This window comes from Belnapia mucosa (assembly GCF_016775475.1).
Lineage (GTDB): Bacteria > Pseudomonadota > Alphaproteobacteria > Acetobacterales > Acetobacteraceae > Belnapia > Belnapia mucosa.
Map to the genome: position 1 here is coordinate 290,843 of NZ_JAEUXJ010000001.1, position 23,808 is coordinate 314,650.

Consider the following 23,808-nt stretch of genomic DNA (forward strand, 5'->3'; position numbering starts at 1 on the left):
GGGGCTGCTACAAGCGCGGCCCGAATCAGGGGGTATCCGCGCCATGGCCATCCGCATCGGCGTCCTCGGCACCGGCCATTTCGGCCGCTTCCACGCGCTGAAGCTCGCCGCCCGCGGCGTGCTGTCGGGCATCCATGATGCCGACCCGGCCCGCGCCGCCGCCATCGCCGCCGAGACCGGCGCCCCGGCCCTGGCGCCGGAGGCGCTGCTCGATGCCTCGGACGCCGTCATCGTCGCGGTGCCGACCGCCTGGCACCATGACTATGCGATGCAGGCCATCAGGGCCGGCCGGCATGTGTTCATCGAGAAGCCGATCGCGGCGACGCTCGATCAGGGGCGCGCGCTGGTCGAGGCCGCCCGCGCCGCCGGGCTCGTCCTGCAGACCGGGCATATCGAGCGCTATTCGGCCGCCATCCGCACCCTCCGCGCCAGCGGCGCCGGGGAGGGCGCGCGGAGCTTCGAGGCGACGCGCGTCGCCCCCTTCCGGCCGCGCAGCCTCGATGTCTCCGTGGTACTGGACCTGATGATCCATGACCTCGACCTGGTCCTCAGCCTCGCCGCCACGCCGCTGGCGGAGGTGCGGGCGGTGGGCGCCCGGGTGATGTCCGACCACCCGGATTTCGCCGTGGCGCATCTCCGCTTCGAGGGCGGCGCGGCGGCCACCATCACCGCCAGCCGGGTCAGCGTCGGGATGGAGCGGCGCCTGCGCATCCTCGGCCATGCCGGGGAAACGCGGGTCGATTTCCTCGCCCGCAGCCTGGAGCGGGTGCATCCCGGCGGGGCAGAGCCGGTCGAGACCATGCCCGGCTGGGGCATCACCCGCGCCACCTGGACCGAGCATGACAGCCTGGAGGCCGAGCAGGCGGCCTTCATCGCCAGCATCGAGACGGGGGCGCCAGTCGAGGCGAGCGGGGAGGTGGGGCTGGCGGCGCTGGATGCGGCGCTGCGGGTGGAGGCAGCGATCGCGGCGGGGTAGCGGGGGTTGGCTTTCATGGGGCGGCGCGCGACGCTGGGGCGCGGTCCCCATGCCAGGAGTTCCGGATGTTCGATGCCGTCTTGATCGAGAAGGGTGACCAAGGGTCGCGCGCCAGTCTGACGACGCTCGAGGAGGACCGCCTCCCGCCGGGCGACGTCACCCTCCGCGTCGCCTGGTCGACCCTGAACTACAAGGATGCCCTCGCCATCACCGGCAAGGGCCCCGTGGTCCGCAGCTTCCCCATGGTCCCCGGCATCGACCTCGCCGGCATCGTCGAGCAGTCGGACAACCCTGGCTACAAGCCGGGCGACAAGGTCGTGCTGAATGGCTGGGGCGTCGGCGAGACCCATTGGGGCGGGCTGGCCGGCAAGGCGCGGCTGAAGGGCGACTGGCTCGTCCCGCTGCAATCGCCCTTCACCCTCCGCCAGGCGATGGCGATCGGCACCGCGGGCTATACCGCCATGCTCTGCGTCATGGCGCTGGAGCGGCATGGCGTCACGCCGGATGCGGGCGAGGTCCTGGTCACCGGCGCCGCCGGCGGGGTCGGCAGTGTCGCGGTCGCCCTGCTGGCGAAGCTCGGCTACCGCGTGGTGGCGATGACCGGGCGGCGGGAGGAGGCCGATTATCTGACGACGCTCGGCGCAGGGGAGGTCATCGACCGCGGGGACTACACCCAGCCGGGCAAGCCCCTGGCCCGCGAACGCTGGGCCGGTGCCGTGGATGTGGTCGGTGGCCAGGTCCTGGCGAATATCTGCGCGGCGATGCGCTACCGGGGCACGGTCGCTGCCTGCGGGCTGGCCGGCGGCATGGCGCTGCCCGCCACCGTCGCGCCCTTCATCCTGCGCGGCGTGACGCTGGCGGGCATCGACAGCGTGATGTGCCCGCGGGCCGAGCGCCTGGAGGCCTGGCGCCGCCTCGCCAGCGACCTCGACCCCGGCAAGCTCGACGCGCTCACCCGGGAGGTCCCGCTGGCCGATGTCATCCCAACGACCGATCTCCTCATGGCCGGCCAGGTCCGCGGCCGGATCATCGTCCCGGTCAACCCTGACGCCGGTTGAGTGCCGCCCGGCCCAATTCCAGACGAAGGTGACGCGATGTCCGCGCAGGCCCCACTCCCGATCAGCCGCTTTCCCGTCCCCACGCTCGGGGAGCTGCCGGAGGATATCCGCGAGCGGCTCCTCCTCGTGCAGGAGAAGGCCGGCTTCATTCCGAATGTCTTCCTCGTCCTCGCGCATCGGCCCGAGGAATTCCGCGCCTTCATGGCCTATCACGACGCCCTGATGGACAAGCCCGGCGTCCTGACCAAGGCCGAGCGCGAGATGATCGTGGTGACGACCAGCAACGCCAACCAGTGCCAGTATTGCGTCGTGGCGCATGGCGCCATCCTGCGGATCCGGGCGAAGAACCCGCTCATCGCCGATCAGGTCGCCATCAACTACCGCAAGGCCGATATCACGCCGCGGCAGAAGGCGATGCTGGACTTCGCCATGAAGGTCGCCTTCGAGGCCTATGCGGTGGGCGATGACGACCTCGCCACCCTGGCGCAGCACGGCCTGGGCCAGGAGGAGGCCTGGGACATCGCAGCGATCGCAGCCTTCTTCGGCATGTCGAACCGCATGGCGAATGTCACCAGCATGCGGCCGAACGACGAATTTTACACCATGGGCCGATAGGCAGCCCTCATGGAGGGCCATGCGGCGATCGGGCTGGGGGTGGGGGCGAGACGGCGCCTGCCCCAACCTCCTCGATCCTGCATCACACGCTGGCAAGGCCGAGCCAGGTAAATCTTCCCTTAGCCAGTTTCGGCCAGACATCCGTGAACTGGATCGGGGCGCTTCGACTGGCATGGCGAGATTTTATTTCGACGCCGAGATCAAGGGCGCGCTGTTCCAGGACGAAGAGGGCCAGGATCTTCGGGACCACGAAGCCGCCCGGGACGAAGTCGTCCTGACCTTGTCGGAAATGGCGCGCGGTTTGCCGGGAAGTGGCTCGGACCGGGACAGTCTCGTCATCCTCGTGCGGGACGAGACCGGAAGGCCGATTCTCTCGGCCAGCCTGTCCCTGGAGGTGGAATGGAAGGATGGGGCCGGGCCGCAGCGTTGAACGACACGCGGCCGTGATCGGCTGACGACTGTACGGACCTTACATCGCCTCTCTCAACCTCCGATATCTTAGGGTATCGCCCGCCGAGGCTATCCGGCGCGGGCGGCTGAGAGAGGCTCGTACTCCCGCCGACACCCCGTCGCATGGGAGCCCATCATGGCCTTTGTCAACGGCGTTACGAACGCACCCCGCAACCGCCTGCTGGCAGCCCTGCCGCCTGAGGATTTCAACCGGCTCCGGCCCCGGCTCGACGTGGTCCAACTGCCAGGGCGCGCAACCCTCTATGCCCCGGGCGAGCCGATCACGGCCGTCCATTTCATCGAGACCGGCTATGTCTCGATGCTCTCCTATCTGTCGAGCGGCGACGCCATCGAGGTCGGCGGCGTTGGCCCCGAGGGGATCACCGGACTGCCCGTATTATTCGGGGATGACAGCGACACCTGCGAAGCTGTCATGAACGGCCCCGGCCCCGGCCCCGGTCCCGGCCCCGGCACCGCGCTGCGCATGGATGCGGGCCTGTTCTGCGCGGAGCTCGATCGCACGCCGGCCTTCCGCAGCCTCCTGATGCGCACCGCCCTGTATCAGCATCGGCAGGTGGCGCGCATGGCGGCCTGCAACGGCCGCCACTCCACCGACCAGCGCCTGGCGCGCTGGCTGCTGACCGCGCAGGACCGCTCGGGCGGCGGCCCGTTCCCGATGACGCATGAGCTTCTCGCCACCATGCTCGGCGTGCGCCGGGCCGGGGTCACGGTCGCGGCGGGCCTGTTCCAGCGGGCCGGCCTGATCCATTACGGGCGGGGCCATATCCAGGTCACCGACCGGACCGGGCTGGAGGCCCGCGCCTGCGAGTGCTACGGCCTCGCCAGGCAGGCCCTGGATCAGCTGTTCGGGGCGAAGGGGCAACCGCAGGCTCTGTCCTGTCACTGAGGGCGGGCAGGCTGCCGGAAGGCTTCCAGCCTGCCGTGCTGCGCGGTACGACGGACCATCAGCTCCGCCGCGCCACATATCCCAGCCGCAGCCCCGGCACGAACTCGCACCCCTCATAGAACCGGTGCACCCGCGGGTCCGCCCGCCCGCTTTGGAGCAGCACATGGTGGCAGCCCAGCGCCCAGGCATGGTCGAGCGCCGCCCGCACCACCGCCCGGCCATGCCCCTGGCCGCGATGCGCCGCGGCGGTGACGACATTCTCCAGGAAGCCATGCGCCCGCCCGTCGCGCAGCAGGTTGGGCGCGGTGATCAGCATGCAGGTTGCCACGATCCCGCCCGCCGCCTCGGCGACGAAAACCGCCAGCCCCTCCCGCCCCAGCATCGTCTGCCAGATGTGCGCGGCCTCCTCCGGCGGCGCCGCGGCGCTGACCTCGGCGGCGCGGAACAGGGCGAGCAGCCCGTCGAGATCCTCCGCGCGGGCGAGCCTGGCAGCGGGCATGGGCTGGGCCTTCCCCATCCCCATCGCCGCGTCGCCGGGTCGAGCGCCGGTCAGGCCCGCTTCACACCCCAGAAGGACACCACCTCCGAAATCGGCTCCGTGATCGTCTTCCGCCAGGCGGTCGAGGCGAAATACTGGCCGAGCGGCAGATAGGGTGCCTCGTCGAAGACCACCTGCTGGATCTCGGCGGCGATCTTCTGCTGCGCGGCGAGGTCGGGCGCGTCGAACCAGGAGAGGCGCAGCGCCTCCAGCTTCGGCACGTCCGGCCAGCCGAACCAGGCACTCTGCCCATTGGCCCGCAGATAGGTCATGACGCCAGGGTTGATGCCATCGATGCCGTTCCAGGTGGTGTGGAACATGCTCCACCCACCCTTCTCGGGCGGCTCCTTGCTGGAGCGGCGCTGCACCAGCGTGCCCCAGTCCGAGACGCGGAAATCGACTTTCATGCCGAGGCGCTTCAGCAGGTCCTGCCCGACCTCGCCGAGCGCGGTCAGCGTCGGCTGGTCGCTCGGGCTCATCACCACCACCGTCTCGCCATTGTAGCCGGCGTCGCGCAGCTCCCGGCGGGAGCGCTCGATGTCGCGCGGCCCGGTGATCGCCTCCAGCCCCGCCTCGGTCGCCAGCGGCGTGCCGGGGGTAAAGACGCCGATGCCCGCCTTCCAGAGCGAGGGGTCGGCCCCCGCCGTCGCCGTCATGTAGTCGGCCTGCGACATGGCGCGGAGGATGGCGCGGCGCACCGCCGGCTTGTCGAAGGGCGGGTGCAGCGTGTTGAAAATGCCGGTGCCGAAGGTGCCGAGCGGGTTGCTCCTCTTCATCATCACGTCGCGGGAGCGGCGGAGCAACGGCAGCAGGTCGTTCGGCGGGTTCTCCCACCAATCCACCTCGCCGTTCTGCAGGGCGGCGGCGGCCGTCGCCGGGTCCGGCATCACCGCCCACTCGACGCGGTCGAAGAAGACCTGCTTCGGCCCCGCGCCCCAGTCCGTCGTCCCGCCCTCGCGCGGCTTGTAGTCCGGGTTGCGCTCATAGACGACGCGCGCGCCGACGATCCGCTCATCCGCCTTGAAGCGGAAGGGGCCGGAGCCGATGGTCTCGCGGATCTGCGTGTTGGCATCGACGCTGGCGATGCGCTCCGGCATGACGAAGAGGGCGGAGGGCCCGACCTTCGCCAGCGTCTCCAGCATCGGGCCGAAGCGCTTGTTGAGGCGGATGGTGAAGACCCGATCCTCCGGCGCCGCCATTTCGGCCACGCGGGCCATCAACGCCTGGCCGAGCGCGTCGCGCTGCGCCCAGCGCTTGATCGAGGCGACGCAATCCCGCCCGCGCACCGGCTCGCCGTCATGGAAGCGCAGGCCCTCGCGCAGGGTGAAGCGCCAGAACAGCCCGTCCTGCTCCACAACATGGCCCTCGACCATCTGCGGCTGCGGCCGCAGCTTGCTGTCGAGGCCGTAGAGCTGGTCGTAGATCATCATCGCGTGGAAGCGCGTGACGTAGGCGGTGGTGAAAACCGGGTCGAGCACGGTCAGGTCGGACTGCGGCACGAAGCGCAGAACGCGCGCGGTGGCGGGCTGCGCCAGGGCAGGGCGAGCCAGGGCGGCGGTGGCGGCCCCTGTGAGCAGGGTGCGTCTCAGCATGATCGGTCTCTCCCGGCGGGGGTTGGCGGACCGGCGTCTCCACCGGCGAAGGAAGCAGCCCAGGATGCGGCGCGCAAGCGGCATGCTATGAGGCGGGGGGGAGGGGGATCGCCGCCGGTGCTGCTTGCCTATGCCCAGCTCGCCGGCGCGATGGTGCTGGTCGGCGCCAATGTCGGCGTGGCCAAGCTGCTGGCCGAGGCGCTGCCAATCCCGATGATCGCCTGCCTGCGCTGCCTCCTCGCCTGCCTGGTGCTCTGGCCGCTGGCGCGGGTGATGGAGGGGCGCGTCCGGCCGCGGCCCGCCGCGCTGCGGAACCTGGGTTTGCAGGCGCTGTTCGGCACCGTCCTCTACAATGCCGGGCTGCTGGCCGGGCTGCGGCTGACCACGGCGCTGGAAGGTGGCCTCGTCCTGGCGACGCTCCCGGCGGTGGTGGCATTCGGCAGCGCGCTCTGGCTGCGGGAGAGGCTGGGGGCCCGGCAATGGGCCGCGGCCGCGCTGGCGGTGGTCGGCATGGCGGTCATCACCATCGCGCGGCTCGGCGCCGGGGGCGGCGGGCATGCGCTCGGCAATCTGCTGGTCTTTGGCGGGGTGATGGGGGAGGCGGCCTATGTGCTCCTCGCCAAGCGCCTCGCGGGTCAGGTGCCCGTGGTGACGGCGAGCTTCTGGATGCAGGCTTTCAGCGCGGCGCTGCTGGTGCCGCTTTCCCTGCCCTGGGTGGGTGCCGCGGCAGCGCTGGCCGAGCCGCGGCTCGCCGGGTTGCTGGTCTTCCACAGCCTGACCGCGAGCGTGCTCTGCCTGCTGCTCTGGTATGCCGGGCTGCGGCAGGTGCCGGCCGGCACCGCGGGCATCTTCACCACCCTGCTGCCGGCCAGCGCCGCGGTGGTTGCGGTGGTGGTGCTGGGGGAGCAGTTCACGCCGGTGCACGGGCTGGGCTTCCTGCTGATGGGGGCGAGCCTGCTGCTGGCGACCTGGCCGGGGAGGGGGCGGGGATGAGGGCCTGGCTCTCCCTCTCCATCGCTGAATTCGCGGCGCTGACCCCGGCGGAGGTGGCCGCGCGCCTCGCCTATGCCCAGGCCGGGCGCTTCGCCACCCTGGAACTTGCGCAGCGTCAGGCCTGGGAAGCCGCGGCCGGCATCCTGCACGCCGCCCTGGCCGGGGCCGATCCTGCCTGGCGCCTACTCTTCGAATTCGACCTGCTGCGGCTGGAAAAGCGCGTCGACGCGGTGCTGCTGACCGACCGCGCCATTCTGGTGCTGGAGTTCAAGCAGGGCGCACGGCGCTTCGAGGCGGCCGATCTCCGTCAGGCGGAGGATTACGCGCTCGACCTGCACGACTTCCATGCCGGCAGCCGCCGCCATTCCGTCATTCCCGTGCTGGTGGCGACCGAGGCGCCGGAGCCACAGGTAGACTTCCCGCTGCTCTGGCACGGCGTCGCCCCGGTGCTGCGCGCCAATGCGCAGAGCCTCGGCCCGCTGCTGGCCGCCACCCAGGCGGCGATCGGTCCACCGGCCGAACCGCTCCACCCCGCCGCCTGGGAGATGGCGCCCTATCGTCCGGTGCCGACCGTGCTGGAGGCGGCAACGCTGCTCTATCGGCGCAATTCGGTCGCCGACCTGGCCGCCGCCCGGGCCGATGCGGCGAACCTCACCCGCACCACGGCGGCGATCGCCCGCGCGATCGCGGCGGCGCGGCAGGAGGGCGGGCATTGCGTCGTCTTCGTCACCGGCATCCCGGGCGCCGGCAAGACGCTCTGCGGCCTCAACATCGTCTTCGGCGCGCTGCGCGAGGACGGCGCTGCCTTCCTCACCGGCAATGCGCCGCTGGTGACGGTGCTGCGCGAGGCGCTGGCGCGCGATGCCGCCCCGGCGGGCGGCCAGGCCCGCGCCCTGGCGCATCGCCGCGCCGTCACGGCGCTGCAGAACGTTCACCAATTCCTCGAGGCGCATGTCCTCCAGCCGGAGCATGTTCCGGAAGCCCGCATCATCGTCTTCGACGAGGCGCAGCGCGCCTGGGATGCGGCACAGGCGACCAAGGGCAGTCTCCGCCGCCGCAGCCACCTCACCACCAGCGAGCCGGCGCATGCGCTGGAGATCATGGCCCGCCATGAGGATTGGTCGGTCATCATCGCGCTGATCGGGCAGGGGCAGGAGATCAATACCGGCGAGGCGGGCCTCGCCGAATGGGGCCGCGTCATCGCCGCCGATCCGCGCTGGCGCGCGGTTGCCGCTCCTCGGGTGCTGGCCTCCGTGGAGCCAGCGCAGCGCCTGGCCGAGGGCGAGCCGCCCTGGCTCGGCATCGACAAAGATCTCGACCTGACCGTGCCCATGCGCAGCGTGCGCGATGCCGCCGGCGCGCCCTGGGTCGATGCGCTGCTGCGCGGCGATGCGGCCGAGGCCCAGCGCATCGCCGAGGCGGCGGGTGGCGTGCCCTTCTTCGTCACCCGCGACCTCGCCGCGCTCCGCGCTGGGCTGCGCGGCTTCTGCCGCGGGCTGCGCCGTGCCGGCCTCGTTGCCTCGGCCGGGGCGCGGCGGTTGCGGGCCGAGGGGCTCGGCGTGCAGGTGCCGGATGTGGCCGAGTGGTTCCTGAACCGCTGGCCGGATATCCGCAGCTCCGAGGCGCTCGAGACCTTCGCCACCGAATATGACTGCCAAGGGCTGGAGCTTGATGTCGTCGGCCTTGCCTGGGGCGGCGATTTCATCCGCGCCGCCGGGGGCTGGCAGGCCCGCCGCTTTGCCGGCACCGGCTGGCAGCAGGTGCGGGGCGCCGAGGAGCGCGTTTTCATCCGCAACACCTATCGCGTGCTGCTGACCCGCGCCCGCTACGAGACGATCCTCTGGGTCCCGCGCGGCTCCCCGGCCGATGATCCCTTCGCGGATGCGACCCGGCCAGCCGCCGAGATGGATGCCATCGCCGAGCACCTCCTCGCCTGCGGCGCTCGGCCGCTGGCGCCGCAACCTCGACCGGCGCCCCAACTCCTTCCAGGGCTGCTATAATCTGGCCCTTCCCCGCGGAGCCCCCGGATGACCGGCACCCAGATCGTCCTCATCGCCCTGTTGCTGCTGGCGATCGTCACCGCCGCCCGCGGCATCCGCACCGTGCCCCAGGGCCAGGTCTGGACCGTCGAGCGCTTCGGCGCCTTCACCCGGCTGCTGCAGCCGGGGCTGAACTTCCTCATCCCCTTCATCGACGCCGTCGGTCACAAGCTGAACGTCCAGGAGGTGGTGCTCGACATCCCCGAGCAATCCGTCATCACCAAGGACAATGCGACGGTGGTTGTGGACGGCATCGTCTATTACCGGGTGATGGACCCGGCGAAGGCCGCCTATCAGGTGCAGAACCTGCAGCAGGCGCTGAATGCGCTGGCCATGACCAATATCCGCGCCGTCATCGGCGAGATGGACCTCGACGCCACCCTTTCCTCGCGCGAGAGGATCAACTCCTCCCTGCTCGGCATCCTCGATGGTGCGACTGATCCCTGGGGCGTGAAGGTCAGCCGCGTCGAACTGCGCAAGGTGGAGCCGCCGGAGAACTTGGTCCGCGCCATGAACCTGCAGATGACCGCCGAGCGCGAGCGCCGGGCCACGGTGATGAAGGCCGAGGGCGACCGGGCGGCGGCCATCCAGCGCGCCGAGGGCGAGAAGCAGGCCCTCGTCCTCCAGGCGGAGGGGCGGCAACAGGCAGCGATGCGCGATGCCGAGGCCCGCGAGCGCCTGGCCGAGGCTGAGGCGAAGGCAACCCAGATGGTCGCCGCCGCGGCGGCCGGGGCGGGCGGTGATGCGCTGCGCTACTTCATTGCCGACAAATATGTGAAGGCCTTCGAGGCGCTGGCGGCCAACCCCAGCAGCAAGCTGGTGGTGGTGCCGATGGAGGCCTCTGCCATGGCCGGCGGCATCACCCAGGCGATGGAGCTGCTGCGGCAGAACCCGCCGCCGGCAGGCGCCGCACCAACGGGGGCCAGTCCGTGGAGCCGGGGCTGATCTGGGTCCTCGCCGGCCTGCTGCTGCTGCTGGCCGAGCTGGCGCTGCCGGGCATCTTCCTGCTCTGGATCGGCATCGCCGCCATCGGGACAGGGTTGTTGCTGCTGCTCTCCACGCCCTCCTTCGAGATGGCGAGCATGGTCTTCCTGGCCCTGCTCGGCGGCGGCATCTGGCTGGCGCTCCGGCTGCGCCGGCCGGCGCCCGCGTCGCGGCTCAATACGCCCGGATCGGGTCTCGTCGGGCGCAGCGGGCTGCTGCTGCCGCTGGGCGAGGCGGCGGGGCCCGGGCTCCGCGTCCGCATCGGCGATTCCGAATGGCAGGCGCGGCTGCCGCGCGACATCAAGGTGCCGGATGTCGCGCTGAAGGTGCGGGTGGAGGGGGTGGACGGCACCACCCTCATTGTCCGGCCCGAATAGACTTGAACCGGGCGGGCGGACGGGCAACATCTGCCCTATGGACCCTTTTCGGCGCCCCGGCCCGCCTGGCCGGGACCCGTCCCCGCCCGTGCTGGACATGACGGCGGATGGACAATTTCGGGACCCGCCCCCGCCGCGCCGAACCTGGCTCGACCGGGCGCTGGGGCGCGTCGGCGGGCTGGCGCTGCTGGTCACGCTCGCCGGGGGCGGGCTGGTGCTGGTGGCGCTGGCCCTGGTCTTCGTCGGGCTGCTGCTGCCGGTGGTGCTCGGCGCTGGGCTGATCGCCTTCGTCTCCTTCTGGTGGCGGTTGCGGCGGCTGCGCCGTGCTGGTGGGGCGGGCCCGGTCCGCTTCGTCGTCATCCGGCGCTGAGCGCCGGCCCGGGGACGGGCCAGCATGGCTGAACAGCGGCCCTTCCAGATCGATCATGCGCGGCTTTACGAAGTGGGCCGCGACGGCATTCCTCGGACCGATACCGGCACCGACCCCGAATGGCTCGGCCCGCGTCATCGGCAGGTTCTGGCCTGGACCGCGCTCGGCGCGATGGTGACTGGCGCACTGGCCGGGCTTTGCGTGCTCTGCTTCGTCCTGGGTGCCCGGCTCTGGGCGGCTGGCTTAGCCTTGGCGATGCTCGCGGCGACGCCCTTGGTTGCGGTCGGACCAGTGCTCGACTGGTGGCGCCATCGGCGTCCGCATCGCCACCGGCATCTCAGTCGCAGCCGCGATTTCCCCTCCGGGCATGGGTGAGATCGTTACGGATTACTGCTAGGCTCCCCGCCATGGCGGCACTCGCATGGCTCTGGCGGCCCATGCTCGGTGGCATGGCGGCCTATGGTCTGGCCTTTCTCGGCAGCGGTGTGGCTTCCTTGGCCTTGCCGGCGCTCGGCTTGCCGGCGCGGGTCGCGGGCATGCTCTGGCTCGGCCTGCTGGTCCCGGTTATGTCCGAGGCGGCGAAGCTGCTGATGCTGCGGCTCGCTGGCGGCCTGCTGGGCTGGGCCTCGCTCGGCGCCAGTTTCGGCCTTTGCGAGGCGATGCTGCGCCTGGTCCATCCGCCGCCCGCGCCGATCGGCCCCCTACTGGCCGGTGCCCTGGGCGCCGTGGTGCTGCATGCGGCGTTGGGCGGCCTGGCTGGGGCCGTGGCACGGCGGCGGGGCAGGCTCGCGCCCGGCTTCGCGCTTGCCCTCCTGCTGCACCTGCTGGTCAATCTTGTCCTGCTGGCCGCGGTGCTGGCCCTGTCGCGCCGCTTCGGCACCGGCTTCGCCGAGGCGCAGGGCCTGGTCCTGCCGGTGCTGGCCCTGCCGCTGGCCGGGATCGCCTGGCGCTATGCGGCGGCGAGCGGGGCGGGGACCGGCTTGAGCCCGAAGGCCTCGGCCAGCAGCCGGTAGCTACGCTGCCGCGCCTCTGGATCGTGGCAGGGGGTGAGGACGGCCACTTCCTGCGCCCCATGCGCCGCGGCCAGCGCCTCCAGCTTCGCCTTCACCTGTTCCGGCGCGCCGACAATGGCCCGGGCGCGAATCCGGTCCAGATGCGCCCGCTCGGCCTCGGAATAGGGGTAGGCCTCCGCCTCCGCCACGCTCGGCAGGGGTGGGAAGCGGCCGGTATCGCGGAACAGCCGCCAGAGCTCGCGCGACTTGTAGAGCCGCCAAGCCTCCGCCTCGGTTTCGGCCGTCAGGGCGAAAACGCCGAGGGCGCAATGCGGCGCGGCGAGCCGCCCCGGCTGCGGCCGGAAGCCATCGCGGTAGAGCGCCGTCACCTGTTCCGACCCGCGGTCGGAAATGAAATGCGCGAAGCAGTAGGGCAGGCCGAGATAGGCGGCGAGCTGGGCGCCGTAATCGCTGGAGCCGAGAATCCAGACCTCAGGCCGGGTCGGCACCTGCGGGCTGGCGGCGACGGCGCGGAAGGGGTGGCCTTCCGGCAGGCCATCGCCCAGCCAGCCCAGCAGGTCCACGACCTGGTTGGGAAAGCGGTCGGCGGCCTCGTTGGCATTCGGGTTCAGCGCGAAGGCGGTGCGCCCATCGCTGCCTGGCGCCCGGCCGAGGCCGAGATCGATCCGGCCCGGCGCGATCGCCTCCGCGACCTTGAACTGCTCGACGACCTTCAGCGCCGAGTAGTGCGGCAGCATGACGCCGGCGGTGCCGACCCGGATGCGCTGCGTGGTGGCGGCAATGGCGGCGACCAGCATCTCCGGCGCCGAGCCGGCATGAGACTGGCTGTTATGGTGCTCGGCCAGCCAATAGCGACCGAAGCCCCACTCATCGGCCAGCCGTGCCAGGGCCAGCGTCTCGCGGATCGCCGCGTCGGCCCCGCGGCCGGAGGCGATGGTCGATTGATCGAGGATGCCGAGGCGAAGCGTCATGCCGCCAGTCTGGCCCCGCTCCGGCCGGGGCGGAAGGGGTCAGGCCGGCTGGACCCGCAGCCCGCAATGCGCCGCCATCGCCGCGAAATCCCGGTCCCGATGCAGCAGCGGCACGGCATGGGCGGTGCACATCACGGCAGGCTTACTTGCACAATTCAGAACGCAACCTGACCGAAGGCCGCCGTCAGCAAGGCGAAGAGGGCGCCGCCGACCAGGAAGCCGACCAGGGTGCCGTTCATCCGGACATATTGCAGGTCGCGCCCGACCCGCAGCTCGATCTTTTCGGTGACCTGAGCGGTGTCCCAGCCCGCCACCACCTGGGCGATGAAATCCGCCAGCCGGGCCCGGGCGGTCGGCATCAGCCGGACCAGCAGGGCTTCCACCGCGCGGTTCAGCCTCTCCCGCGCCACGCTGTCCTGTTCCAGCAGGGTGCCGGCATTGGCGAAGGCGCCTTCCAGCAGCGCCACCGTCCGGCCGGAGGGATTGCCGGCATCGGCGACCAGCGCCGCTTTCAGCCGGCCCCAGATATCCTCGATCCAGGCGGCGACGGTGGGGTGGGCGACAGCCTGCCGCAGGGCCCGGCCGACCGCCGCGGCGCGTTCCGGGTCGGTCTCCAGCCGGTCGATCTCACTCTTCAGCCAGGCCTCGAAGGCGGCGCGCAGGTCGCTGTCCGAGGGCTCCATCTTCGCCAGCTCGGCATTCACGGTCGAGAGGATGCGGCGGGCGACCGCGGCGCCGGCCAGCCAGCCGACCAGCGCCCCACCTTCCACCCTGACGCGCGCCTCGATCGCGCCGCGGAGCTGCTCCTCCTTGCTGGAGAGGATGACGCGGAGCTGGGCGATGGCGAGGTCGAAGACCTCATGATGCTTGCCGCCGGCGACCAGCGCCCGGAGCGCCCGGGCCAGGATGCGCGCCGTCCCCGGCCCGCCCGCCATGCGCGGCAGCAGCCGGCCGAGCAGCCGCTTCGCGCGCCCGTCCTCGAGGCTCGCCAGCAACCGGGGCAGGGTGGCGGCCATTGCCTCCGCCGCCGGGCGCGCCGCCTGAGGGTCGGCCATGAAGCCGCGCAGGATGCCGGCGAGGTCGAGCCGGCCCAGCACCCGCCGGATCTCGGCTTCGGTGAAGACATGGTTGGCGACGAAGCGGCCGAGGCCCTGGCCCAGCCTTTCCTTTTGCCGGGGGATGATGGCGGTATGCGGGATCGGCAGGCCGAGCGGGCGGCGGAACAGCGCCGTCACCGCGAACCAGTCGGCGATGCCGCCCACGACGCCTGCCTTGGCCGCCGCCTGCAACAGATCGGTCCAATAGCCCGGCGGCAGCCAGAAGCCGAGCAGCAGCAGCCCCGCCATCAGCAACAGCAGGCCGGTGGCGATGGCGCGCTGGCGCGCGAGCGCCCGGCGGAGCGGGGCTTCGGGGTCGGTGGGCGGCAGGGTCAGGCTAGGCTCTCCACCACATGCGGGAAGACGGATTGGAAGCCCTCCCCATAGGTGATGGGCTTCTCGGAATTTCGCGCGGTCTGGGCCCCGCGCTGCAGGGCGACGCGGGTGTAATATTCCCACAGATGCTCCTGCCCGGCCATGCAGCGGATGGCGGCCAGCTTCCGCTCCCAGACCGGGGTGATGTCGAGCAGCATGTCCGGCTTCCAACCGCATTGTTCCGGCTGATGCGGCTCGAACAGGAAGACCGGCGGGGCTGCGATCACCGGCACCCCCGGCTCATGCCCATGGGCCTGGGCGATGATCCTGGCATGCTGGGCGAAGTCGGTCGTCGCCGGATGGTCGTGGTTGTAGGGGTCGTCCTTGCTGTGCGTCAGCACGAAGCGCGGCCGGATGGCGCGGTAGAGCGCCGCCAAGCGGAACAGGCTGTCCTGCGAGAGGGTCAGCGGATAGTCGCCGAGATCCCAGAATTGCAAGTCGTGCACGCCGAGGGCGGCGGCGGCCCGCTCCGCCTCGCCCTGGCGCTCGGTCTTCACCCGCTCCAGCGTCATGTCCGGCTGGCGCCAGAGCTTGGCGCTCTCGCCCCTCTCCCCGAAGGAGAGGCAGACAACCGTCACCTGCATGCCGCGATCGGCATGCAGCGCGATGGCACCGCCGGCGCGCCAGACGAAATCCGCCGAATGCGCGCTGACGACCAGGGCGGTGCCGGCACTCATTTCGCCGTCTTGGCCCGCTCGATCGCTTCCAGGATCAGCTGCTTGGCTTCGGCCGCGTCACCCCAGCCGGTGATCTTCACCCATTTGCCGGGCTCGAGATCCTTGTAGTGCTCGAAGAAGTGCTTGATCTGGTCGAGGGTGATCTGCGGCAGGTCGGAGTAGTTGGCGACCTTCTCGTAGCGCCGGGTCAGCTTGGTCGAGGGGACGGCGATGATCTTCTCATCGACGCCGCCATCGTCCTCCATCTTGAGGACGCCGACCGGCCGGACATTGATCACCGCGCCGGGGACGATCGGACGGGTATTGGCGATCAGCACGTCGATCGGGTCGCCGTCGTCGCTGAGGGTATGCGGAACGAAGCCGTAATTCCCCGGATACCGCATCGGCGTGTAGAGGAAGCGGTCCACGACCAGCGTGCCCGCTTCCTTGTCCATCTCGTATTTGATGGGCTCGCCGCCGATCGCGACCTCCACCACCACATTGATGTCTTCGGGTGGGTTCTTGCCGATGGCGATGGCGTCGAGACGCATGGGCGAGTGATCTCCGGAAAGGGCCCCAATCTGGGCCGGGTCCCTTTCCTTTACCTTGACCGGCCCCTGGGGGCCAATCCGTCCGGCGTGAGGCCGCTCAGGCGGCCTTCGCCATGGCGATCGCCTTCCAGACGCTCTCCGGGGTCGCGGGCATGTCCACATGGGTCACGCCCATGGTCGAGAGCGCATCGACCAGCGCATTCATCAGCGCCGGCGGCGAGCCGACCGCCCCTGCCTCGCCGGCCCCCTTCACCCCGAGCGGGTTGGTCTCGCAGGGGACGGAGAGGAACTCGACCTCGATATCCGGCAGGTCCTCGGCCCGCGGCACGGCATAGTCCATGAAGGAGGCGGAGAGGAGCTGGCCGCTTTCGGGGTCGTAGGCGGTCTTCTCATGCACCGCCTGGCCGATGCCCTGGGCGACGCCGCCATGCACCTGGCCGCGGACGATCATCGGGTTGATCGCATGCCCGACATCATCCACCACCACATAGCGCGGCACCTCGATCAGGCCGGTATCCGGATCGACCTCCACCTCGGCGACATGGCAGCCATTGGGGAAGGTGTGGGACTTGATCTCGGCGACCTCGGCCGCGTCCAGCAGCGTGGCGGATTCGCCCCGCGCCGCCCGCTCCCGCTGGATATTGGCCAGCGAGAGGATGTCGACCCCGCGATCCGTGCCGACCACCGAGAAGCGGCCGCCCGTGGTCGTGAACTCGATATCGGCGACAGAGGCTTCCAGATGCTCGGAGGCGGCCTGCTTGCCCTTCTCGATGACCGTGGCGGCGGTCAGCAGGATCGCCTGGCCTTCGGAATAGAGGCTGCGCGCGCCGCCGGTGCCGCCGCCGGTTGGGATCTCGTCCGAATCGCCCTGGACGATGCGGATCTTCTCCATCGGGATGCCGAGCTCATGGCTGGTCAGCATGGCATAGGCCGTCTCATGCCCCTGGCCGGTGCTCTGGGTGCCGACCAGGACATCCACCATGCCATCGGCGGCAAAGCGCACCTCGGCCCGCTCCGTCGGCCCGCCGCCCGTCGCCTCGAGGTAATAGGCGAGACCGATTCCGCGCCGCTTGCCCTTGGCCTCCGAGGCTGCGCGGCGTGCGGCGAAGCCAGACCAGTCGGCATTCTTCAGCGCCGCTTCCAGCACCGCGGCGAAATCGCCGCTGTCATAGCGCTGGCCGACCGCGGTGATATAGGGCATGGCGCTCGGCGGCACCATGTTGCGCCGACGCAGTTCGATGCGGTCGATGCCCGTCTCCCGCGCCGCGGCGTCGATCAGCCGCTCGACCACGTAATTGCTCTCGGGCCGCCCGGCGCCGCGATAGGCATCGACCGGCACGGTGTTGGTCAGGACGCCGATGACGTTCGCGTGGATCGCCTGGAAATTGTAGACGCTGGCCAGGACCTTGGTGCCCGCACCGGTCGGGATCATCGGCGCGAAGGTTGAGAGATAAGCGCCCATCCCAGCATAGTTGGTGGTGCGCAGCGCCAGGAACTTGCCCTCTTTGTCGAGCGCCAGCTCTGCCTCGGTGATGTTGTCGCGGCCCTGGGTGTCGGACAGGAAGGCCTCGGTCCGTTCGCTGGTCCATTTCACCGGCCGGCCGAGCCGCCGCGCCGCCATGCAGACCAGCGCATATTCGGCATAGAGATAGAGCTTCATGCCGAAGCCGCCACCGACATCCGGCGTCACCACCCGGAACTTCTCCGGCGGCAGCTTGAAGACGGTCTCGGCCAGCAGGTTCTTCACCAGCCAGGAACCCTGGGTGCCGCAGAACAGGGTGAACTTCTCGTTTGCCGAGTCGTATTCCGCGGTCGCGGCGCGCACTTCCATGCTGTTCACGATCACGCGGTTGTTCACCACAGTCAGCCGCGTCACATGGGCCGCTTGGCCGACCAGCGCCTCGGCCTTCGCCTTGTCGCCCGTCTCCCAGTCGAAGACGATGTTGTTCGGGATGTTGTCCCAGACCAGCGGCGCGCCGGGCTGATGCGCGGTGGCGAGATCGGTCGCGGCCGGCAGCACATCGTATTCCACCATCACCGCTTCGGCGCCGTCCCGGGCCGCCTTCGGCGTCTCGGCAACGACGAAGGCGACGGGGTCGCCGACATGGCGCACCCGATCGGTGGCCAGGGCGCCGCGCGGGGTATCGGCGCGGCTGCTGCCGTCCTTGTTCTTCAACGGGATGACGCAGGGAATCTCGCCGAGGCCCTCGGCTTCCCAGTCCTTGCCGGTGATGACGGCAAGCACGCCCGGCACGGCCAGCGCCGGCGCGGTGTCGATCGAGAGGATCGTCGCCGCCGCATGCGGGCTGCGCAGCACCACCCCATGGGCGACGCCCTGCATCACGATGTCGTCGGTATAGCGTCCGCCGCCGATCAGGAGGCGCGGATCCTCGATCCGTCGCACCGGCTGGCTCAGCCCGAATTTGGCCATGGGGAAACCCTCCCTGGGATGTCTGCCGTATCATCTGCGGAGGAAGGGGGGGACGGGAAGGGGGGGTGGTCTGGAAATCACCCGCGGCGCAGGTTGGCCTCCACTGCATCGCAGGCGGCGCCGACCCCGTCCTCCGCCCGGACCGCAAGGCCGATGGCGCCGGCACGGGCGGCGAAGCCCTCCTCCCGCAGCAGAGGAGCGAGGGCGCGGGCGGCGCGGTCCGCCCGGTAGCGCGGGGCCGGCAGGATGCCGGCGATGCCGAGCCGGGCCAGCCGCGCCGCATTATCCGGCTGGTCATGGCTGAAGGGCACCACCAGCATCGGCCGCCCGGCCCGCATGGCCTGGGCGGCGGTGCCGATCCCGCCCTGGTGGATGATGACGGAGGCGGCGGGGAAGAGCGCCGCATGCGGCAGGTAATCCATCGCCAGCACGGTCTCGGGCAGTGGCCCCAGCGCCTCCCGGCTCCGTGCCGTCCCAGTCAGAAGCACCGCCCGTTGGCCGAGCTGCTGCGCCGCCGCCAGACTCGCGGCGAAGAAGCGTCCCGGGGCATGGACCGCCGCGGAGCCGAGGGTGAAGACCAGCGGCGGCGGGCCGGCGGCGAGGAAGCGTGCCAGCGCCCGCGGCATCGGCGCCGGCTCGTCCCAGAAGGGGAAGCCGGTCGGCTCCGGCTCAACCTGCGCCAGCAGCGGCGAGAACAGCGCCAGGGAGAAGGCCGGCGGCTGCGCCGCGTTCAGGATCGGGTCGCGGGCGAAGGCGAGGCCGAGTTCCGCCCGGAAGGCCGTGACCTCGCGCGACCAGCCGCGCACGATCCGCCGCGCCGTGCGCCGCATCACCGGGCCGAGCAGTCGCCGCAGCCAATCCATCCGACCGAGCCAGGCATAGCCCGCCGGAATGCCGGGATCCTCGGCGGAGAAGAGGGTGAGGGGTTGGAGATAGGCCGGGGCCCAGGGGATGCCCCGCTGCTCGGCGACCATCGGTGCCGCGGCGGCGACCGGGCTTGCGAGGATCAGGTCCATGCCCTCGGAGGCCGCGAGTAGGTCGGCATGGGCCTCGCGGATCGGCTCGGCCACCAGCTTGCGCCAGACGAATTCGGGCCCGCCGCGCGGGTCCATGGCCTGGGCGAACAGGGCGGGGTCCGGCTCGCCCTCCGGCATATGCGGATGCATGGGGGCGAAGCCGAGTCCGGCCGCCTCCACCCTCTCGCGGTAGCCATCCGCGGTGGCGATCACCACCCGATGGCCCCGGCCTTGCAGCCCCGCCGCCACCGCCAGATAGGGGAAGAGATCCCCCAGCGAGCCAGTGGTGGCGAGAAGGATCCGGCTCAAGACCGGGTGCTGTCCGTCTTGTCCGGCGCCGGATGCGGCGACTGGCCGGGACCGACCGAGGCATGCGCCTCCACCGGGCGGATGCCCATCCAGCCCTTCACCTTCTCACGTGTGGCCTGGAAGACCACGTAGAGCATCGGGATCATGAAGATGCCGATGATGGAGGCCGCCAGCATTCCGCCGAAAACCGGCGTGCCGACCGCGCGGCGGGACAGCATGGCCGCGCCCGTCGCCGTCACCAGTGGCACCAGGCCGAGGACGAAGGCGATCGAGGTCATCATCACCGCGCGGAACCGGAGGCGGGAGCCCTCGATCGCCGCGTCGCGGATCGGCATGCCGCGTTCCCGGGCATCCTTCGCGAATTCGATGATGAGGATGCCGTTCTTCGCCGCCAGCGCGATCAGCACGACGAGGCCGATCTGCGCATAGACATCGAGGCTGAGCCCCGAGAACTGGATGGCGAGGAAGGAGCCGAGGCCACCCACCGCCACCGAGAGCAGCACCGGCACCGGGATGGTCCAGCTCTCATAGAGCGCGACCAGGAACAGGTAGGCAAAGAGGATGGCCAGCGCGACGACATAGATGGTCTGTCCCGCCGCCAGCCTCTCCTGATAGGCGGTGCCGGTCCATTCATAGCCATAGCCCGCCGGCAGCACGCGGCGCGACAGCTCCTCCATGGCGTTCAGCGCATCGCCCGAGGAAATGCCGGGCTTCGGCGCGCCATTGACCAGCACCGCGCGGTAGTTGTTGTAGCGACTGATCGTCTGCGGCCCGACCACGATCCGCACATCGGCGAAGGCGCGCAGCGGCACCATGTCGCCGCGGGTGTTGCGGACCCGGATGCGCCAGATGTCGTCGATGTCGTCGCGGTCCTGCGCCTCGGCCTGGATATTCACCTGCCAGGTGCGGCCGAACAGGTTGAAGTCGTTGACATAGAACCCGCCCAGCGCCGCCTGCAGCGCCGAGAAGATGTTGGAGATGGGGATGCCGAGCGCCTGGGCCTTGTCCCGGTCCACATCGAGGAAGAGCGAAGGCGTCGCCGCCGAGAAGGTCGAGAAGACCTGCTGCAGCCGGGGATCCTGGTTGGCCGCGACGACGAGGCCGAGCATCGCGCTGCCCAGTTCCGCCGGGTCACGCCCCTGGAGGTCCTGGAGCTGGTATTCGAAGCCGCCGCCGGTGCCGAGGCCGATGATTGGCGGCAGGTTGAAGGCGACGACGGTCGCCGTCCGTACCCCGGCGCCCTGCTGGAAGACCCGGCCGATGGAGGCGAAGACCGAATCCGCCGCGCTCGTCCGGTCCTCGAAGGGCTTCAGCCGCGCCACCATGAAGGCGGAATTCGACTGCGCGCCCTGGTCGATCAGCGAGAAGCCGACGATGGCCAGGATGTTCTCGACCGCCGGGATGCCGCGCAGGATGTCTTCCACCTGCTCCACCGCCGCCCGCGTGCGGGACAGCGAGGCCGCCTGGGGCAGGGAGACCTGGACGAAGAAGGTGCCCTGGTCCTCCTGCGGCAGGAAGCCCTGCGGGGTCTTCGAGCCGATGGTGAAGATGCCGAAGGCGATCGCCGCGGTGAGGGCGAGCGAGAGGATGGAGATGCGGACCAGCCGCCGCACCACCGCCGCATAGCCGTCCCGCACCTTGTCGATGCCGCGGAGGACGTATTTGATCGGCCCCCGCTTCGGCCCGGTATGCCGCAGGAACAGCACGCAGAGCGCCGGCGAGAGGGTCAGCGCGTTCAGCGCCGAGATCACCATAGCGGCCGAGATCGTCACCGCGAATTGCCGGAACAGCACGCCCGACAGGCCCGGGATGAAGGCGATCGGGACGAAGACCGAGAGCAGCACCAGGGTGATGGCGATGATCGGCGCGGTGATCTCGGCCATGGCCTGCTTCACCGATTGCGACGGCGTCCAGTCCGGATGCTCCTCCATCACCCGCTCGACGTTCTCCACCACGACGATCGCGTCATCGACGACGATGCCGATGGCCAGCACCATGGCGAGCAGGGAGACGGTATTCGCGCTGTAGCCGATAGCCAGCAGGATGGCGAAGGCGCCGATCAGGCTGACCGGCACCGCGATGGTCGGGATGATGGTGGCGCGGAGCGAGCCGAGGAAGAGATAGACCACGATGACGACGAGGACGAAGGCCTCGAGCAGGGTCCGGATGACCTCCTGGATCGTATCCACCACGAAGGTCGAGCTGTCATAGAGCACCTGCTGCCGCATCCCCTCGGGGAAGCGGCTCGCCATGTCCTCCAGCGTGCGCTTCATGGCGTTGGAGACGGTCACCGCATTGGCGCCCGGCGAAAGATAGACGCCGACCGTCACCGCCGGCTGGCCGTTCAGCCGGCTGACCGTGTCCATGCTCTGGGCGCCGAGCTCGACCCGCGCCACGTCGCGCACCCGCAGCACCGATCCGTCCGAATTGGCGCGGATGATGATGTCGCTGAACTGCTCCGGCGTGATCAGCCGCCCGAGCGTCTGGATGTTCATCTGGAATTGCTGCGTATCGGGGATCGGCTGGGCGCCGATGCGGCCGACCGCGGCCTGGATGTTCTGGCTGCGGATCTGGTCGATGATGTCCTGCGGCGTCAGGTTCAGGCTGGTCAGCCGATCGATCTCGAACCAGACCCGCATCGAGTAGTTCTGCGCGCCGAAGATGTTCACCTGACCGACGCCCGGCACCCGCGACATCCGGTCCACCATGTTGATGGTGAGGTAGTTCGACAGGAAGAGCGGGTTGTGGTCCGGGTTGGCCGAGGTCAGCGCGATGAATTGCAGCACCGAGGAGGACTGCTTGCGCACGATCAGGCCTGCCCGCTGCACCTCCTGCGGCAATCGGGCGATATTCGCCTGGATGCGGTTGTTGACGTTGACGGTATTGATATCCGGGTTCGAGCCGAGCGCGAAGCTGACCGAGAGCTGATAGGTGCCGTCATTGGCGCTGTTCGAGCGCATGTAGATCATGTTCTCGACGCCGTTGACGGCGCTTTCGATGATCTGCGCGACGGTCGATTCGATGACGGCGGCCGAGGCGCCCGGATAGGTCGCGTTCACCGAGACCTGGGGCGGCACGATGTCCGGGAACTGGGCCACCGGGATGCGCAGCAGGGCGAGCAGGCCCGCGAGCGTGATGACGATGGCGATAACGATCGCCAGGCGGGGGCGGTCGACGAAGACGCTGGAGATCATGGCGGATCAGCCCGGCCGGCCGCCGGCGGGCGTGGCCGCTGGAGCGCCGGGTGGCCTTGCCCCTGCGGGCGGGGCGCCGGCCGGTGCGGCATTCACCTCCTGGCCCGGCCGCACCCGCTGCAACCCCTCGCTGATCACCTGCTCGCCGCCCTGCAACCCGTCCTCGATCACCACTTGGTCGCGGACGGTCCGGCCGAGGCGGACCGGGCGGCGCTGCGCCTTCTTCTCATTGTCGACGACGAGGACGTAATTGCCGCCCTGGTCCTGCAGGACCGCGGCACGGGGCAGGACGATCGCCTGCACCGGCTCGCTGCCCTCCACCGCGACGGTGACGAATTGCCCGTCGATCAGCTCGCGGTCGCCCGGCGTGCCGGCCTGGACGCCGCTGCGCACCGGATTGGGGATGAGGGCACGGAGCAGGATGCTGTCGGTGTTGCGGTCCACCTGGGTGTCGATGAACTCGATCCGTCCGGCCTGAGGATAGGGGCGCCCGTCGCTGAGCCGCACGCGGATCACCACGGCACTGGCCCCGCCACGGCTTTCGTAGCGGTTGCGCAGCTCATTTGCGGCGCGGGAGCTGACGGTGAAGACGACGCGCATCGGATCCTGGCTGACCACCACGGCCAGCGGATCGGTCAGGGTCGGCGTCACCACATTGCCCGGCGTCAGGCTGGCCCGGCCGATCTTGCCGTCGATCGGCGATAGGATGTCCGTGTAGCCGAGATTGATCTCCGCGACCCGCACCGCCGCCTGGGCGCCGAGCAGCTGGGCATTCGCCGTGCGCTCCTGCGCCTGGGCGTTGTCGAGTGCGACGCGGGTGCCGGCGCCGGTCTGTTGCAGCTCCCGCGCCCGGGCCAGGGCCACGCGGGCATTCTCGAGCGTCGCCTGGGCGGAGGCGACATTGGCTCGCGCCTGTTCCAGCTGCGCCTCGAAGGGCGGCTTCTCGATCCGGAACAGCACGTCGCCCGCCTTCACCTCCTGGCCCTCGGTGAAGGCGCGTTCCTGGAGGAAGCCGGTGACGCGGGCGCGGATCTCGACGCGGTTCACCGCCTCGATCCGGCCGGTGAAATCCGTGCTCTCGGTGACCGGCTGGCGGTCGGCCGGGATCACGCCGACCGCCGGCGGCCCCTGCGGACCGAACTGGGCTGCCGCCGGCAGGGCGAGCAGGCTGAGCAGGAGGGCCGCAGGCAGGAGGCGCATCGATGCAATCCGGATCGGGGGGCGCGTCGCGATACCAGGGTGGGGAACCCGGCACCAGACGGCTTTGGCACATATCCATGTCGCGAAGTTTCGCAA

At 70.4% G+C, this 23,808-nt stretch carries 22 protein-coding genes; 12 read left to right on the top strand and 10 right to left on the bottom strand.

Features of this window, described 5'->3' with window-relative positions; genetic code table 11:
• Nucleotides 1-43: 43 nt before the first annotated feature.
• The 5 genes from JMJ55_RS01370 (at nucleotide 44) to JMJ55_RS01390 (ending at nucleotide 4,006) form a co-directional block, all read left to right on the top strand.
• Nucleotides 44-976, top strand: coding sequence for a Gfo/Idh/MocA family protein (locus JMJ55_RS01370; RefSeq protein ID WP_202823689.1), 933 nt, complete (start codon nucleotides 44-46; stop codon nucleotides 974-976).
• A gap of 65 nt (nucleotides 977-1,041) precedes the next feature.
• Nucleotides 1,042-2,034 (top strand): acrylyl-CoA reductase (NADPH), encoded by a 993-nt coding sequence (gene acuI, locus JMJ55_RS01375; protein WP_202823690.1) that lies wholly within the window; start codon nucleotides 1,042-1,044, stop codon nucleotides 2,032-2,034.
• Between the two features lie 36 nt (nucleotides 2,035-2,070).
• Entirely contained in the window at nucleotides 2,071-2,649 is a 579-nt protein-coding gene (locus tag JMJ55_RS01380) for a peroxidase-related enzyme (RefSeq protein WP_202823691.1), read from the top strand.
• Nucleotides 2,650-2,821: 172 nt separating this feature from the next.
• On the top strand, nucleotides 2,822-3,079 hold the full coding sequence (locus JMJ55_RS01385) for a DUF6894 family protein (protein ID WP_202823692.1): 258 nt from the start codon (nucleotides 2,822-2,824) through the stop codon (nucleotides 3,077-3,079).
• Nucleotides 3,080-3,235: 156 nt separating this feature from the next.
• Entirely contained in the window at nucleotides 3,236-4,006 is a 771-nt protein-coding gene (locus tag JMJ55_RS01390) for a Crp/Fnr family transcriptional regulator (RefSeq protein ID WP_202823693.1), read from the top strand.
• Nucleotides 4,007-4,064: 58 nt separating this feature from the next.
• Here the strand turns inward: JMJ55_RS01390 and JMJ55_RS01395 are convergent, their stop codons facing one another.
• Both JMJ55_RS01395 and JMJ55_RS01400 read right to left on the bottom strand, forming a co-directional pair.
• Nucleotides 4,065-4,505, bottom strand: a complete 441-nt coding sequence (locus tag JMJ55_RS01395) for a GNAT family N-acetyltransferase (RefSeq protein WP_202823694.1) — start codon at nucleotides 4,503-4,505, stop codon at nucleotides 4,065-4,067.
• A gap of 50 nt (nucleotides 4,506-4,555) precedes the next feature.
• Nucleotides 4,556-6,136 carry an ABC transporter substrate-binding protein gene (locus JMJ55_RS01400; RefSeq protein WP_202823695.1) on the bottom strand — a complete coding sequence of 527 codons (1,581 nt, stop codon included), beginning with the start codon at nucleotides 6,134-6,136 and terminating at the stop codon, nucleotides 4,556-4,558.
• A 117-nt stretch (nucleotides 6,137-6,253) separates the two neighbouring features.
• Between JMJ55_RS01400 and JMJ55_RS01405 the strand changes: the two genes are divergently transcribed.
• The 7 genes from JMJ55_RS01405 (at nucleotide 6,254) to JMJ55_RS01435 (ending at nucleotide 11,912) form a co-directional block, all read left to right on the top strand.
• Nucleotides 6,254-7,129: a DMT family transporter gene (locus tag JMJ55_RS01405; RefSeq protein WP_328702553.1), complete on the top strand. Its 876-nt coding sequence runs from the start codon at nucleotides 6,254-6,256 to the stop codon at nucleotides 7,127-7,129.
• Nucleotides 7,126-9,129, top strand: coding sequence for a DNA/RNA helicase domain-containing protein (locus JMJ55_RS01410; protein ID WP_202823696.1), 2,004 nt, complete (start codon nucleotides 7,126-7,128; stop codon nucleotides 9,127-9,129). Before JMJ55_RS01405 ends, JMJ55_RS01410 begins: the two co-directional genes overlap by 4 nt.
• Nucleotides 9,130-9,156: 27 nt before the next feature.
• Nucleotides 9,157-10,113, top strand: a complete 957-nt coding sequence (locus tag JMJ55_RS01415; RefSeq protein WP_202823697.1) for an SPFH domain-containing protein — start codon at nucleotides 9,157-9,159, stop codon at nucleotides 10,111-10,113.
• Entirely contained in the window at nucleotides 10,098-10,529 is a 432-nt protein-coding gene (locus JMJ55_RS01420; protein ID WP_202823698.1) for an NfeD family protein, read from the top strand. Before JMJ55_RS01415 ends, JMJ55_RS01420 begins: the two co-directional genes overlap by 16 nt.
• Nucleotides 10,530-10,626: 97 nt before the next feature.
• Nucleotides 10,627-10,899 (top strand): hypothetical protein, encoded by a 273-nt coding sequence (locus tag JMJ55_RS01425; protein ID WP_236033379.1) that lies wholly within the window; start codon nucleotides 10,627-10,629, stop codon nucleotides 10,897-10,899.
• Nucleotides 10,900-10,923: 24 nt separating this feature from the next.
• A complete protein-coding gene (locus JMJ55_RS01430) occupies nucleotides 10,924-11,274 on the top strand; it encodes a hypothetical protein (RefSeq protein ID WP_202823700.1) in 351 nt (116 codons plus the stop codon).
• 32 nt (nucleotides 11,275-11,306) lie between these two features.
• On the top strand, nucleotides 11,307-11,912 hold the full coding sequence (locus JMJ55_RS01435) for a hypothetical protein (RefSeq protein ID WP_202823701.1): 606 nt from the start codon (nucleotides 11,307-11,309) through the stop codon (nucleotides 11,910-11,912).
• On the opposite strand, the gene JMJ55_RS01440 is transcribed toward JMJ55_RS01435, so the two are convergent.
• From JMJ55_RS01440 to JMJ55_RS01475, 8 genes are all read right to left on the bottom strand, one after another.
• Nucleotides 11,849-12,883: an LLM class flavin-dependent oxidoreductase gene (locus JMJ55_RS01440; protein ID WP_202823702.1), complete on the bottom strand. Its 1,035-nt coding sequence runs from the start codon at nucleotides 12,881-12,883 to the stop codon at nucleotides 11,849-11,851. The two genes, JMJ55_RS01435 and JMJ55_RS01440, sit on opposite strands and share 64 nt — an antisense overlap.
• Nucleotides 12,884-13,038: 155 nt before the next feature.
• On the bottom strand, nucleotides 13,039-14,229 hold the full coding sequence (locus JMJ55_RS01445; RefSeq protein WP_202823703.1) for a DUF445 domain-containing protein: 1,191 nt from the start codon (nucleotides 14,227-14,229) through the stop codon (nucleotides 13,039-13,041).
• Between the two features lie 83 nt (nucleotides 14,230-14,312).
• The gene (locus JMJ55_RS01450; protein WP_202823704.1) at nucleotides 14,313-15,032 is read right to left on the bottom strand and encodes a PIG-L deacetylase family protein; all 720 of its coding nucleotides are present in this window, start codon (nucleotides 15,030-15,032) and stop codon (nucleotides 14,313-14,315) included.
• Nucleotides 15,029-15,562, bottom strand: a complete 534-nt coding sequence (gene ppa / locus JMJ55_RS01455; protein WP_202823705.1) for an inorganic diphosphatase — start codon at nucleotides 15,560-15,562, stop codon at nucleotides 15,029-15,031. The genes JMJ55_RS01450 and ppa overlap by 4 nt, the downstream gene beginning before the upstream one ends.
• 97 nt (nucleotides 15,563-15,659) lie before the next feature.
• Nucleotides 15,660-17,993: a xanthine dehydrogenase family protein molybdopterin-binding subunit gene (locus JMJ55_RS01460; RefSeq protein WP_202823706.1), complete on the bottom strand. Its 2,334-nt coding sequence runs from the start codon at nucleotides 17,991-17,993 to the stop codon at nucleotides 15,660-15,662.
• 77 nt (nucleotides 17,994-18,070) lie between these two features.
• A complete protein-coding gene (locus JMJ55_RS01465; RefSeq protein ID WP_202823707.1) occupies nucleotides 18,071-19,318 on the bottom strand; it encodes a glycosyltransferase in 1,248 nt (415 codons plus the stop codon).
• Nucleotides 19,315-22,512, bottom strand: a complete 3,198-nt coding sequence (locus JMJ55_RS01470) for an efflux RND transporter permease subunit (protein ID WP_202823708.1) — start codon at nucleotides 22,510-22,512, stop codon at nucleotides 19,315-19,317. The genes JMJ55_RS01465 and JMJ55_RS01470 overlap by 4 nt, the downstream gene beginning before the upstream one ends.
• Before the next feature lie 6 nt (nucleotides 22,513-22,518).
• Nucleotides 22,519-23,712, bottom strand: coding sequence for an efflux RND transporter periplasmic adaptor subunit (locus JMJ55_RS01475; RefSeq protein WP_202823709.1), 1,194 nt, complete (start codon nucleotides 23,710-23,712; stop codon nucleotides 22,519-22,521).
• Nucleotides 23,713-23,808 lie beyond the last annotated feature (96 nt).